Origin of the sequence: Legionella antarctica (assembly GCF_011764505.1) — a bacterium.
GTDB classification, from domain to species: Bacteria; Pseudomonadota; Gammaproteobacteria; order Legionellales; family Legionellaceae; genus Legionella; species Legionella antarctica.
In genome coordinates this window covers 515,310-529,426 of record NZ_AP022839.1, presented here as the reverse complement: position 1 = coordinate 529,426, position 14,117 = coordinate 515,310, and the positions used below count along the sequence as shown (strand labels likewise).

Below are 14,117 nucleotides of genomic sequence, written 5' to 3'. Positions count from 1 at the left end.
TTTAACAAAAACAAAAAAGAAGCGGCTGATTTTGTGGCCTTGCATCCGAGGAGATCGCTATGGTTATTCAGAAAATATTTCCACGCACTTTAGCAGTTGTTTATGCATTTAGTTTAATGCTTCCTTTAACTGCTTTTTCAGCTGATGAAACGAATACTAGTAACTCTAATACAAAGCGAATTCCATTGGAAGACGTACAAAGATTTTCTAATGCTATCGGTGAGATAAAAAAATATTATGTAAAACCCATCGATGACAAAGAACTATTTGATAATGCCATTCGTGGTATGTTAAGCGGTCTGGATCCTCATTCAAGCTTTCTGAGCGAAGAAGAATTTAAAGAACTGCAAACGTCAACCAGTGGTGAATTTGGTGGACTGGGTATAGAGGTCACTATGGAAGATGGCGTAGTAAAGGTCATTACTCCTCTGGTTGATACTCCGGCTTTCAAAGCTGGAATAAAATCCGGTGATTACATCATTAAATTGGGAAAGGAGTCTGTGCAAGGTCTTTCTCTTAAAGATGCAGTTAATTTAATGCGTGGTAAAGCAGGCTCCACTATTGAGCTGACTGTTTTACGCAAGGGAGTAAGCAAACCGCTAACTTTTGACCTAATACGTGAAGTCATTCAAATTAAAAGTGTGCAAAGTAAAATGCTCAGTGATGGCTATGGATACATTCGCCTGACTCAATTTCAGGCTTTAACTGGCAAAGATATGATCCAGGCAATTGAGCAATTAAAGCAACAGTCAAATGGAAAATTAAAAGGACTGGTATTAGATCTAAGAAATAACCCAGGAGGTCTACTTGATTCCGCCATTCAAGTTTCTGATGCCTTTCTTGGTAATGACAAATCAGGCAAACCAGAAATGATCGTGTATACCGAAGGACGTCAGCCTGGATCAAAATTTACAGCTTTGGCTAAACCTCACCCTATAGATGCAGTAGACAGTGCTCCTATAGTCGTTTTAATCAATAATGGTTCCGCTTCCGCCTCCGAAATAGTTGCTGGGGCCCTTAAAGATAATAAAAGAGCCATCATATTGGGAACGAAAAGCTTTGGCAAAGGTTCTGTTCAAACTGTCTTGCCTTTGGATAGTAAAACAGGGATCAAGCTAACTACTGCTCTCTACTACACCCCCTCTGGAACCTCTATTCAGGCTAAGGGAATTATTCCTGATATCGTGGTAGAAGAGTTGGATGTGCCTAAAGATGCCAACAAAAAAGTGGATGTAACAGGATTCAGTGAAGCCGAACTTAGCGGACATTTACTTAACAAAAACAACCCTGAGAGTACAATCCTTAAAAAGTCAAATTTTAAAACTACAGACTTAATCCATGAGGATTATCAGCTCTACGCGGCATTAACTGTATTGGAAGGAATGGCTTTGGCAAACAGATAATGATAGTGCTGCTTATTAAAGTCAGCAGTTCACTGAACTGCTGACTTTATGATATGAACTAGGTCACTATCAGGCGGTATGTATCACCCCTTTGTTTACCTGCTTCACCTGAGATTGAGTGTATAAAACTCCATTTTTATCCAGATTGAACGGCCCCATTACCCCTGTGCCGAATGCCAAACTATTAATTTGCTCTGCAAGATCCTGACTGGTGAAGTTAGATCTGACTTTAGCTGCCATGATGACACTTTGATTCAGTAGATGAAACACATCGAATGCGTAGCCTGCTTCAGTGACTGGATAATTTAAATTGGTCTCTTGATATTGATTTACAAACTCAGGTTTCATTTCATGAGTATCTATGTACCATTGGCCATTAAAAACCTGCATCACCTTAGGAGTTACTCGTTCTACAATACTTGTAACCGGTTTATTAATATGAGCCTTCTTCATTTCCGATTGGATTAGCTCAATATCTTCAGGAGAAGCCATAATAAAATACAGATCCGAGTTTTTCCCTTTAATTTTATCAATCATGCCAGAAAAATCCTTGGTCCCAACTTCGTATTTCTCATAGGCAGCAATTTTTATTGACGAATCAGTTTTTAATTGCTTCATAACAGTTTGGGTCAACACTCTATCCGATGGGTGATTTGTGGTGATGATGCCTAACTGGTTAATTTTTTTTTGTTTGAGAGTTTTTACTAAAACAGAGGCTTGTTCGTAAGCTGGACTCCAGACAAGAAAATTATTCTTACCGTCAGCAATTTTTGGATCACTAGCCATGCTAAAATGAATAAGATTATTTTTTTTTGCAAATGAGGCTAATAATCTTCCATTTACCGAACCTTCGGTTAGAAGTACTTTAATCTTATGCGCCTTGATAAATTTTTGCAGAGTACTGACTGGATTACGATTTTCAGGTACTTTATCCAAGGTATAAAACGAGTACTTGACTCTCGAAGGCTTTAACTGATCGCGTGCCATCTCCATAGCGCCTAATATATTCCGGCCAATAAAGGCATGCTGATTAGAAAACGGGGCATAAATCCCGATATTGATATCAACCTGGTCTTTATCCATCGTTTTATCATGGCCAGCAGCATGTAAACCAGTTAACCAGAGTGATAAAATAAAACTGGAGAATGTCGGGGCAGATTTTAGCAGTATTCGTATCATATTTACTTTCACCAGAGTAATAAACATGATAAATATTCTGCTATGAATAGTTTATAAATACAATCATTATTAGATATAGGAACCGATTATAACTATTCATCGCTTTTCTATACATTATCAATGCACCATTTGTTGTTTTTCGTAAATAATCGGGATATAAGCGTAATTTAATACTCAAAACTGTTGGGAATCCGTACAGATTATGCGATAATTTCTTTTTTGATGATAGACAACAGGCCACTATGATCTTTATTAGACCATTTTTATCTCTGTTCTGTGTTTTCTTTATTTCTTCATTGCAAGCAAATGTCACTGCGTATTTTAATGAAATAAAAAAGGATCCCAAGGCACTTTATGCATTTTTTAAAATAATGCCTAAAGGAGGAGAGTTGCATTATCATTTAGCAGGAGGCCCTTACCCAGAAACTATGTTATTGCTAGCGTCCAAGGGCGACTATTGTTTAAATAAAAAAACCTTGGTATTGAGTCCCAGCTCCCCCAATTGCAATGGGGTTAAATCTAAAGACATCGTGAATCAACCAGAACTTTATTCTCAAATTATAAAAGACTGGTCCATGAAGGATTTTATTCCCGGAAAAGAATCAGGCCACGATCATTTTTTCAATGGATTTATGAAATATATGCCTATCGTGTTTGATTATCGACCAGAATTGCTGGCAAATGTTATCCAAAGAGCTGCAGCACAACAGGAACAGTATCTGGAAGTTATGGATATCCCTGATAATGCTCAATCAACACGCTTTGGAACCTTAATAAACAATATTTCGTCTTATGCCCAAAAGAGGCAGATATTATTGGCTAATAAGGATTTTCAAAACAATATCACCAAGACCGTTGAAGAAAGTGATCGAATAATTAACCAAGCCCGCCTGCATTTAGGATGTCATATTACTCCTCAGGCTGAACGCTGCAAAGTGACCATAAAATTTCTTTACTACTCCCTTCGTGAACAATCAAATGATAACCTTTTTGCCCAAACACTCAATGCATTTGAAGCTGTTTCACGCTCAAAAGGAAGTTTGGTAGGTGTTAATTTAGTGCAACCAGAAGATGGTATTATTTCTTTACGTGATTACCACCAACAAATGCTTATTTTTCAGTATCTTCACCAAGCATATCCTAATGTAAACATTGCGCTGCACGCAGGAGAACTGGAGCCAGGTAAAGTTGTAGCTAAAGATTTAGGCTATCATATTCGTGATGCCCTATTTACCGGCCATGCTCAGCGAATCGGACATGGTGCTGCTATAGCCCATGAAAAAAAAGCTGATGACACCTTAAAGTACATGGAAGAACATCATTTACCCGTTGAAATTAATCTCATCAGCAACTTAAAGATACTTAATCTTTCAGGTCGCAATCACCCTCTTAAGTCCTATCTTTCTCATCATGTTCCAGTAGTTTTATCTACCGATGATGAAGGGGTATTGAGAACAAACCTAACCCGTCAGTATGTTGAGGCGGTTATCGGACACGGTTTAGACTACGCAGAGTTAAAGCAAGTCAACAGAAATACCTTAACGTATTCATTTCTTCCTGGAAAAAGTATATGGGCAGATGCAAACAAGGGCCAACTTATTCAAGAGTGCAAGGATTTAAATAGTAATAGCTGTAAGCACTTTATTAACAATAACGAAAAGGCGACACTGCAATGGAATTTGGAGCGAAAATTAATTTCCTTTGAAAATCGATACAGCTAGCAACTTGTCTTGATATAAAATGCAGCTTAAAAATATAGGTTGGTTTTGGTTCCATACCCTCAGGTTAAACAGTACAAGATCACTCTGTTAGAGAGCTTGTACTGGTCAGCAGCAATTGACTCAGTTTTTATACCCATTATGACTCCTTGATTAATCAAAAAAGATAGCGATCCATCCATCTAAAATAGATCCTTTCTTGCACCAGGCATCAGCTAAAGAATATCAGTGAAACATCCGTTTTATATCATTACGGGCAAAGCGGTCTAAAATTTTAATATCTCTCGATGCAATTTTATAAAGTCTTAAAAGCATTAATTCTTTAAAGGCATCAAACTCAATTTTCGCTGCCTCAATAGTGAGCTTAGTTGGAATTTCATAGACTGTATTTTCTATAATTTCTTTCATTTGTCCAATATGGATTGGGTTATAAAAATAATAGTCATTTTTACAATAATGCTCTTTTTTAAAGGTCAAATTAGCTATTTCGTTACAGATCTCTATTTTACTTAATCCCTTATATTTTCTTTGATAGATAAAACATATCTTGCTCATTAAAAAAAATTCTTTTGAGAGTCCGGATAAATATTTCGTCAATATGGAACAGTTAATAATAGGAAGCCCCAAGCCAATGTAATTAAGAAAAATTATATTAAAAATTCGATCGATATAATGCTCCAGATCGTGCTCTTTGTTGTATTTAAAGCAATCATGAACAAATCGAAAATCGAGACCACAGCAGGAAAAATTTATATTTTTATTAAGATACCAGATGACATAATAATTATCGAAAGATTGATTCATGTATTTTTTAGCGAGAGAATCTTGAAGTGCCCTTATTTCGTCAACTAGTTTGGGCGTCATCATCGCCGTTGTATTAGGCTTTAAGTGTACGCTCATTCCATTTCTATCGATTTCATGTAGTGCTAAAAGCTCTAAATCTATCATAGCCACTCCCTAAATGGAGCTCTGTTTGACTGTAAATACCCATTTAATCAAGTCCTCGTGAACTCCAGACGTAACAATTATAGACCAATTTAATTAATATTAGCACACCACTAAGGATAGTCAAAGTTAAGAGCCGCTGCAAAAAAAACCTTGATATATGCTTATAAACATCGATTTTTCCATAGAATTATCGAAATCATCAAAGTCTAATCAGTTCTCCGCTCTTGGACGCAGGAATTGATTCTTTGTTTATTCAGGAGGACTCATGAAAATTTTTTTAAAAATACATGGAAAACTATTGCTATGGTGCGATGAATGGGTAAGAGACCTAACAATATGCGGCTTGTTCTAATTCATCTCAACTGCCTGAATATTCTAATCCGTTAAACCATTTATAAATCAATTTTCTTGTGAAAAAGCATCAACCATTATGTAGGAGACCAATTAAAGCAGACAGGATCAAATGTTTTTTTATAGAGGCAACATGCAAGCAGACTTACTGACACCTTTTAAAAAACTAGAAGCCCCAGGAATTGATAGAACCAGATTGACAGGAAAACATTACGACGTAGTTTTAATACATATAAGTAACTTCATACGGTAAGGGCTTGCAGTACTGTTAATGGCGTTGTGCCAGGTCAAGAAAAACAGCTGAATAAAGCAAGGGGATTAAGGCTATCACAGAATTCTTAACTAGTCTGGCTCTATGAGGATGCATTGTAAACTTCATGCAATGGTATGTCAGAAGAACATGGCTGAGCAAATTATTAAATAAAAAACGATTATTTTGGTTGCGCTCAAAGGCAATCAAACCCTAGATTATCTATAGGCAATAACGGTAGGAAATAATCTGGCCTTATCGTAAATAAATTCAAAGTCCTTGAAACCTACCGACTCCAGTTGCTGTTTGCTTTGTGATGTCGATCGATAACATTGAAATTTTGCTTCAAGAATATCTGTAAATATAATTTTTTGGAGCAGTAAATCATTTTGATTGAGCTGTTCCATATCCCATTCGCATTTAATGGTTAAAGAAGGTGGTGGAGTAATAAAGCTGCTAACTAATCTTCCGCCAGGTTTTAAAGCATTATAAAATAGCTGATAAAGTTCCGTAACTTTCTTTTCATTTGGTTCATATATAGTCAGCCCGTTACTGGAAATCAAATCAAATTGCCTATCTACATCCAGTTTCCATGCATTACCTTGGTTCAATTCTACAAAATGAGACAACCCTTGTTTTTTTGCAAGTTCTTTAGCCTCTTCTAAAGTAGCCGGATCATAATCTAATCCCATTAATTTAATATTGGTAATGTCTTCGAAACCAAGATACAAAAGCTCCCCCATCATGCCACAAGGAATACAAGCGAGAAGAGCGTCATTTTTAACTACCTCCTGATTTTTTTGAAGAAAAATACCAAAACGTTGTTGTGTGGCAAGAATCAATGGCGCCTTATCAAGAAGAAAAATCTCTAGTTCTTTCAGAGGGGCACCAGAGGTGCTCTGTCCGGTTTTTCGGCCATACCAAGGATGAGTTAACATATAATGGGTCCAGTAACCATTGATTCCCTGATTAAGAATTAAATAGCGACCAAACGCAAATTCACCGAGTTGTTCAAGCAGTTTTAATTGAAGAGTTACTGTTGCGTGGGGTTTATCACCTTGCTTTTTTATCCTGGCTGCAATCTTTTGCATGGTCATTTCAACTGATTGAGTGGTCACAGAATGAGATATTAATTGTTCTTTTTTTATACTAATTGACATGAAAATCCTTTATGGTTATGCTGGTGATGTATCCATTCTCGTAATTGTAAAATCAAAGACACGTCTTCATGGATCAATTCGCTGCGCTCTTAGTGACCAATTTACCTTAGTTGAGAATGAGTAGCGCCCTGCAGAAAGCCATTGAATATATTTTGGTAAGGGCTGATCTGTACAGCCCCACGCAAGTAATTGAATTAACAAAAAGAAACCCTAAGCGGTAAAGGGATCACGTAAGATGATAGTTGAATCTCTTTCTGGTCCTGTTGACAACATATCAATAGGAATACCCAGTAATTGCTCGATTCGCTTTAAGTACGCTATAGCATTAGCAGGCAAGTCACTCATCACAGTAACATCAGCTGTATCTTCCTGCCATCCTGGCATTTCTTCATAAATCGGGACCAAACCTGCGAAATCATCCGCAGCCTGAGGAGGGCGAGATAAAAGATTACCTTCGCTATCTTTGTAAGCTATCGCAATGCGAAGAACATCCAAACCGTCCAGTACATCTAATTTGGTGATACAAAGCCCCGTAATGCTATTCAGCTCAATTGAGCGCTTCAATAGAGCCGCATCAAACCAACCACATCGTCTGGCTCTACCCGTAACAGCCCCAAACTCCTGGCCACGCTCCGCGATTTTTTCCCCAATCTCATCAGTGAGCTCTGTCGGAAAAGGACCACCGCCTACGCGTGTGGTATAGGCCTTGGTAATACCTAAAACGTAGTCAAGATATTTAGGACCAAACCCTGCACCGTTAATTACAGAACCTACACAGGTATTCGATGAAGTTACAAAAGGGTAAGTTCCATGATCGATATCAAGATATACACCCTGAGCACCTTCAAATAAGATATTATCGCCTTTTTCTCTATGCTCGTGGAGGCATGCAGATACATCGTAAACCATAGGCTTCAACTCTTCAGCCCAAAGTAATGCTTCATCCAGTATAGGCTGTAGCTCTACAGCGGGTTGTCTATAATACTGCGTTAAAACAAAATTATGGTAGTCCAAAAGATCAGTCAATTTTTTAGCAAAACGTTTAGGATGAAACAAGTCACTAACCTTTAGGGCACGTCTGGCAATTTTATCTTCATAAGCCGGACCAATACCACGCCCTGTCGTTCCAATAGCAGAATTTCCCATGTGCCCTTCTCGTGCTTTGTCTAAAGCCACATGATGGGGAAGAATCAGGGGGCAAGCCAAACTAATACGTAAACGGTCCCTAACGCTGATGGCTTTTTCTTCAAGTTCTTTTATTTCGGAAAGTAGAGCCTGCGGCGAAAGCACTACACCATTAGCAATGTAGCAGGTCACATGAGGCCTAAGCATACCTGAAGGAATTAAACGAAGTACAGTTTTTACCCCTTTAATTTTCAAAGTATGCCCAGCATTATGACCGCCTTGATAACGGACAACAACTTGCGCATCCTGAGTTAGCAAATCGACAATTTTACCTTTGCCTTCATCACCCCATTGTGTACCTATAACAACAACATTCTTACCCATGATCCACTCTTTAATTTGCGAAGTGCTGATTGAATTTGAACCCAATTTCAGCAAAATCGAATATTATAATTACTTTTTCAAAACCACACCATCATTTTTTGGTGTGGGTTGTTTGAAATAATCAAAAAAAGCACTGCTTTGGTCTAAAACAAAAATATCTTTTCTACTATGAAAGCTATTTTCATAAGCAATTAAACTGCGATATAAAGCAAAAAAATCTTTATTTTGACTATACGCTTTGGCATAAATGGTTGCTGCTTCTGCTTGTCCTACGGCTCGCACACGCTGTGCCTGACTTTTGGTTTTAGCTAATAATACCATAACATCAGCATCTGCCTTGGCCTGAATTTCCTCTGCAGCGGCCTGCCCGTCAGCTCTATGTCTATTAGCAATTTTTTGCATATCAGCTCTCATACGCTGATAAATTGCATTACTGGTATTTGCTGGTAACTCTATGCCTTTAAGACGCACATCAACTACATTAATCCCCAGCTCACTGGCTTGCTTTTCTGCCGCATTACGTAATATCTCCATCACATCATCACGGCCGCCTGAAACTGCCTCGGAAATAGTCCGTTTACCAAATTGAGCACGCAACAAAGTATTTAACTGCTGCTCAAGCAATGTTTCCGCCTTAAACTCATTGCCACCTGTAGATTTAAAATATTGCGCTAAATCAGCAATTTGCCATTTAACGTAATAATCAACCATAACATCCTTTTTTTCTTTAGTAACAATACGCGTTGATTTGATATCCATCGTTTGAATACGGGTATCAAAAATACGGACACTTTCTATAAACGGAGTTTTAAAGTGCAATCCAGGATTTAACACTTTAACCTGTTGGGTTTCACCTTCAGTTATTAATCGCCCTAAACGCAAAATAATACCTTGCTGTCCTTGTGTCACTGTAAAGACACTGGAAAAAAACAGCAATAATATAAAAAAGGTGATGATACTCAGGGTTGTTTTAGTCGCATTCATTCTTAATCCCTCCCTTGACGATAAATAGGTCTGGTGAGATCACGTCCAATTAATGTCCCATTATCTCCATCGTTGTTATCAGCAGCACTGTCTTTTTTCACCGTTGAATCACTTTGAGAATCTTGCTGGTTCATGGATAATTTATCTAACGGCAAATACAGCAAATTTCCTGCTTTACCGTCAACGATGATTTTACTGGTACTGTTTAATACTTTTTCCATAGTTTCCAGATACATACGTTCAACCATAATTTTTGGTGCGATCATGTATTGAGGAAGCAATGCCAAAAATTCAGCAACTTCACCCTGTGCACGCAGAACTACTTGTTTAGAAAACGCTTCTGCCTCTTGTTTTATCCTGCTTGCATTTCCTTCGGCAATAGGCACTACTCTAGCAGCATAGGCATATGCTTGTTCTTTAAAGCGCTTTTCATCTTCCTGAGCTTTAATTGCATCATCAAAAGCATCCTGCACACTCTCGGGTGCACGTGCGGGCTGGGGCGATACATTGACAATTAAAATACCCGTTTTATACATACCCAGGATTTTTATAAGAGAATCTTGTACACTGTTACCCCAGACTTCACGTCCTTCAGTAATGATTTGATCCAGCGTGGTGGTACCTACAATTTGTCTCAATGCGCTGGAAGTTGCCTGCTGGAGACTTTCTTCAGGATTCGCTACGTTAAATAAATATTGTTGCAAATCATTAATGCGATATTGTACTGCTAATGAAACAGCTACTAAATTTTCATCACGAGTAAGCATCTGAGCTGAGTAGGAGTAATCTAAAACCCTATCCACATTCATTACTATTTTGGAGGAAATAAATCGAGGTATCCAATGGGGGCCTGGTCCAACCGTTTCTGCATATTTGCCAAAACGCAATATCGCGGCTTGTTCTGCAGGGTCAACAATAAAGATACCTGACAGAACCCAAATAACGAATGCGGCTAAAACCACCATTCCAGCTAACAAACCACCATTGGAACTGCTGGATGATTTGTTACCTGATTGCCCAGTTCCGCCACCAAAAGCTTTTTTCAATTTTTCCTGGATACGTTTAAAAGCTTCGTCTAAATCTGGAGGCTGATTCTTACCCTTCCAAGGATCTTTGCCTTTTTCCGGCTCATTCCACCCCATCTACTACTCCTGATAATTTCTAAGAAAGCTAGAATTCTATGGGGTATATTGAGTTTAAGCAAGTAGATACTGCTTTGAGGTTTAACTATGCAAATTAATTGGAATAAGAAAACACCCCTTGTTCTCTAATTTCACAAGGGGTTATGGAAATCAGTTCATTGCAGATTGCCTTTGAGAGCCTTCAGGACGGGTGTCTTCAAAAGTTTCATCCACTCGGTCCTCAATATCTTCATGGAGCTTAGGCATGGGGTGGAACATTTCGCCCCAGATAATTCGTGTGCGACTTGTGGGGTGATTTCTCGCATAATTGACAACCGTTACCCAATCGCAACGACCTTCAGCGATCATCCATCTCATCGTACTCCAACGGTTAGTAAATATTTGGCTATCATATGCCTGAGTATAGCGTCTGACAAACTCAGCATATAATTTAAGATAATTTTTTTCTCCTAATAAACTCTCGGCTGTTGCAGACGACAGAGGAGTTCCATGTGAATGTTCAACATATGGCCTGTTATATTTTCTAGTTACCATATTTTCAATAAGAAAAGCCGCATCGCTAGGCTTGCCAAATAGATGACGAATAGAACTACCCCATGAATGATCGGCATAGACTATATTGTGCAAAGGGCTTTCAGTAACATGGCAACGATTTACAAAAGCATCGACAAGCTCAGTTTTTTTTTCCAGATAACTATCAATCGCTTTTAATAAAGCAATACGATTCCTGCTTAATAATTCACGCATTTCCTCTCCAACAGGAGGTTCTGCTCCTTGGCACAATAACATTGCTACTCCGCGGATTGCGTCAACCTTCTCCTTACTATTGGCTATACGATTACACAGCTCCTCCAGAGCAGTATGACCAGTCTTTGTATCTTCGAGGAAATTATTGTTTGTCGCTTCCAGCAGCAGATTTTCTCCAGGAAAATCTAACAAAGCCTCCATAGCAGTGATTTTACCTAAACGAGCAGCCAAGATTAATGGCGTATCTTTCATTGGCCCCAGAGGGTTAGCCAATTGAGCTCCTTGAGCAGCCAACATTCTTACCCCTTCAGCAAAATCCATTACTACCGCCTGGTGTATGGGTTGAAACATCACCCGAAAATCAGTCATGGAGGTTGTTGCATGAACGTTAGGTTTAATCATTAATATTGCTCTTAATAATTCTATGTTTTTTATATTTAGAATTATTGCTAATAAGGTACGGCCTTCGTTATCTCGTCTATCCATATTATATTTACTGACTTTAATTTTTGTACTAACTGGTTCTGATAAAGTAACCACATCGAAGCTGGTTTTTTCTTCCACACCTCGTTCAATACCTAACAAATGTAATGCTAATTGCAGTTTTCCAGCTAAAATTGCTTGATGTAACGGCTCGCCAACATTTTTATCCTCAGATAACTCTAATACACAATCAATGAATGCAGTTAAATCGTTCCTAGATTCATTCGTTGGTGCATCTTCATCTTGCTCATGATGAGCAGAAACCAAAAAATTGATAACGGTCATTTGTAGGCCATCTGGAGGTGACCAAAAAAATTGGCTCAGATAGTCTGAATTCTCATTAATTTTATCGCGAATAAAAAGTTTAAAACCCTCTAATCCCCTGTTTATTGCTTCATTCATCTCAGTTGTAAAATCCATGATATTACTTCCTTTTGGGTTACGTCCGGTATTAATTTACCGAATAAATATTCTTAAGGATACTGTTCTAATCAGTCCTTTTTTCTATTTTTTAATGAAAATTAAATCCCATACGCCATGCCCTAAGCGTTCCCCGCGCTGTTCAAATTTGGTAAGGGGTCTTGACTCAGGTCTTGGTGAATAGCCCCCAGTTAATTGTTGATTATCTAAAGCCTGTTCTTCAGATAATACTTCTAACATATGCTCAGCATATCCTTGCCAGTCAGTAGCACAGTGAATAAAACCACCTTGCTTGATTTTTTTAACTAGTAAGTGGATAAAATCAGGTTGAATCAAACGTCTTTTATGATGACGTTTTTTATGCCAGGGATCGGGGAAAAAAATCTGCACTCCCCCTAAGGAGTTATCCTCCAGTTGAGTTTGAAATACTTCCACAGCGTCATGAGCCACTATCCGTACGTTAGATAACTGATACTCACGCAAATCAGCTACCAGACTTCCCACCCCTGCCTGGTGAACTTCAATACCAATGTAGTTCAGTTGCGGATTGTCTTTAGCCATGCGTAACAAAGAAGTCCCCATACCAAAACCGATTTCAACCACTGTTTCAGCAGTGCGACCAAATTCCTTTAAAAAAGACCAAGGCTCATCACAGATCACCAATTCATAATCCTTAAGCCAAAGATCTAACCCTTGCTGCTGTCGGTTACTCACTCGCCCGGCACGTAAAACATAACTTTTAATCCGACGTTGCATGATAATTACTCAAATTTCAAAGCCCTAAATTATACTGGTTTTGCTTAAAGTTTCTACTAAAGAACTGTGTAATGGATAATGAATTTTTTTTAGCGCCCTATTTGCTGACAAATTTGTCACATTCTTATGAAGTACTAGTCCAGGATGTACTTTGTCATCGAGCTTTTATGACTAAAGGATACAGGACTAACGAAGAGGTAATGCCCATATGGAGCAAAACACATACCCATCAACAAAATAAATTACTGACCAAGTTAAGCTGATTTATGAAGTGATAAAAATTGGTAAGTCCTGTAGATAAAATCGTTGCGCTTTGATAGAGCAATTCTGTAGGTTTTACTGGGGTTAAAATTATCAAAAGGAGATCTTGAATGAAATTAAATAGTACAAATTACTCTGCTTCACTTTTAGGTGCTTTATTAGCTTTAATTAGTGCTCAAATACGGGCGAGTGCAATGGGACCGGCTCAAGTCACAGCCACTGAAAAGGTTTACTTCAGTATTTTTGGCGGGGGGGATCATCCAACCAACTAAACATTAGCCAGTATGGCACCGCTTTTCCTCCCGAAGAAAGTGGTGGTCCTTTAGCCGTAAATGCCTTTGGCCATTCAAACAGTCGAAATGTTGGAATTATTGGTGGACACGTTGGTTATCAATGGGAGGTATGTTTTAAACGCACTCAATGATCAAACCAGTTTGTCACCTGCTATTGAATTAATTGGTGCAGCTGTTTTATCCATCTCAAATGCAGATTTATTACAAACGGCTCCGTTTGAAGCAAATATGAATCACTATAATAGTAATCCCAATGATACGGTAGCCACTTTTGCTGCTCCAACTAAGGTTGGATTGAATTTTGCCTTTAGTGAACATTTAAGTCTCTTTGCCGAATATCGATGGCTCTACAGTTTATCCGACTCACGTACCAACTAGCAGTTGGAATGCAAAGTTAGGGGATCAACACTACAACATGGGTGTCGGGGGATTCGCTTTACTGTTTAGCACTACATGGATATAGACTTGCTTCTTGATGGAGCAAGTCTATTTATAAGCACATTAACGCAGGAC

12 protein-coding genes are annotated in these 14,117 nt (G+C 38.4%); 4 read left to right on the top strand and 8 right to left on the bottom strand.

Annotated features, from left to right (window positions below; genetic code table 11):
* Positions 1-59: 59 nt before the first annotated feature.
* Positions 60-1,403, top strand: coding sequence for a S41 family peptidase (locus HRS36_RS02720; RefSeq protein ID WP_173236143.1), 1,344 nt, complete (start codon positions 60-62; stop codon positions 1,401-1,403).
* A 69-nt stretch (positions 1,404-1,472) separates the two neighbouring features.
* Here the strand turns inward: HRS36_RS02720 and HRS36_RS02715 are convergent, their stop codons facing one another.
* Positions 1,473-2,582, bottom strand: a complete 1,110-nt coding sequence (locus HRS36_RS02715) for an ABC transporter substrate-binding protein (protein WP_226905549.1) — start codon at positions 2,580-2,582, stop codon at positions 1,473-1,475.
* Positions 2,583-2,827: 245 nt separating this feature from the next.
* On the opposite strand from HRS36_RS02715, the gene HRS36_RS02710 reads away from it, so the two are divergent.
* The gene (locus tag HRS36_RS02710) at positions 2,828-4,303 is read left to right on the top strand and encodes an adenosine deaminase (RefSeq protein WP_420814321.1); all 1,476 of its coding nucleotides are present in this window, start codon (positions 2,828-2,830) and stop codon (positions 4,301-4,303) included.
* A gap of 222 nt (positions 4,304-4,525) precedes the next feature.
* Here the strand turns inward: HRS36_RS02710 and HRS36_RS02705 are convergent, their stop codons facing one another.
* The 7 genes from HRS36_RS02705 to trmB form a co-directional block, all read right to left on the bottom strand.
* Positions 4,526-5,248 (bottom strand): hypothetical protein, encoded by a 723-nt coding sequence (locus HRS36_RS02705; protein ID WP_173236141.1) that lies wholly within the window; start codon positions 5,246-5,248, stop codon positions 4,526-4,528.
* A gap of 819 nt (positions 5,249-6,067) precedes the next feature.
* Positions 6,068-7,009: an SAM-dependent methyltransferase gene (locus HRS36_RS02700; RefSeq protein WP_173236140.1), complete on the bottom strand. Its 942-nt coding sequence runs from the start codon at positions 7,007-7,009 to the stop codon at positions 6,068-6,070.
* A gap of 210 nt (positions 7,010-7,219) precedes the next feature.
* Positions 7,220-8,518, bottom strand: a complete 1,299-nt coding sequence (locus HRS36_RS02695) for an adenylosuccinate synthase (RefSeq protein ID WP_173236139.1) — start codon at positions 8,516-8,518, stop codon at positions 7,220-7,222.
* Between the two features lie 69 nt (positions 8,519-8,587).
* Positions 8,588-9,502, bottom strand: coding sequence for a protease modulator HflC (hflC, locus tag HRS36_RS02690; RefSeq protein WP_173236138.1), 915 nt, complete (start codon positions 9,500-9,502; stop codon positions 8,588-8,590).
* 2 nt (positions 9,503-9,504) lie between these two features.
* Positions 9,505-10,644: an FtsH protease activity modulator HflK gene (gene hflK / locus HRS36_RS02685; protein ID WP_173236137.1), complete on the bottom strand. Its 1,140-nt coding sequence runs from the start codon at positions 10,642-10,644 to the stop codon at positions 9,505-9,507.
* Between the two features lie 150 nt (positions 10,645-10,794).
* Complete coding sequence (ankC, locus tag HRS36_RS02680) at positions 10,795-12,294, bottom strand: Dot/Icm T4SS effector AnkC/LegA12 (RefSeq protein ID WP_226905548.1); 1,500 nt, start codon at positions 12,292-12,294, stop codon at positions 10,795-10,797.
* Positions 12,295-12,378: 84 nt separating this feature from the next.
* Positions 12,379-13,050, bottom strand: a complete 672-nt coding sequence (trmB, locus tag HRS36_RS02675; RefSeq protein WP_173236136.1) for a tRNA (guanosine(46)-N7)-methyltransferase TrmB — start codon at positions 13,048-13,050, stop codon at positions 12,379-12,381.
* Positions 13,051-13,421: 371 nt separating this feature from the next.
* Between trmB and HRS36_RS02670 the strand changes: the two genes are divergently transcribed.
* Complete coding sequence (locus HRS36_RS02670) at positions 13,422-13,583, top strand: hypothetical protein (protein WP_173236135.1); 162 nt, start codon at positions 13,422-13,424, stop codon at positions 13,581-13,583.
* 87 nt (positions 13,584-13,670) lie between these two features.
* Positions 13,671-13,982, top strand: a complete 312-nt coding sequence (locus tag HRS36_RS02665) for a hypothetical protein (protein ID WP_173236134.1) — start codon at positions 13,671-13,673, stop codon at positions 13,980-13,982.
* The last annotated feature ends 135 nt before the right edge of the window (positions 13,983-14,117 follow it).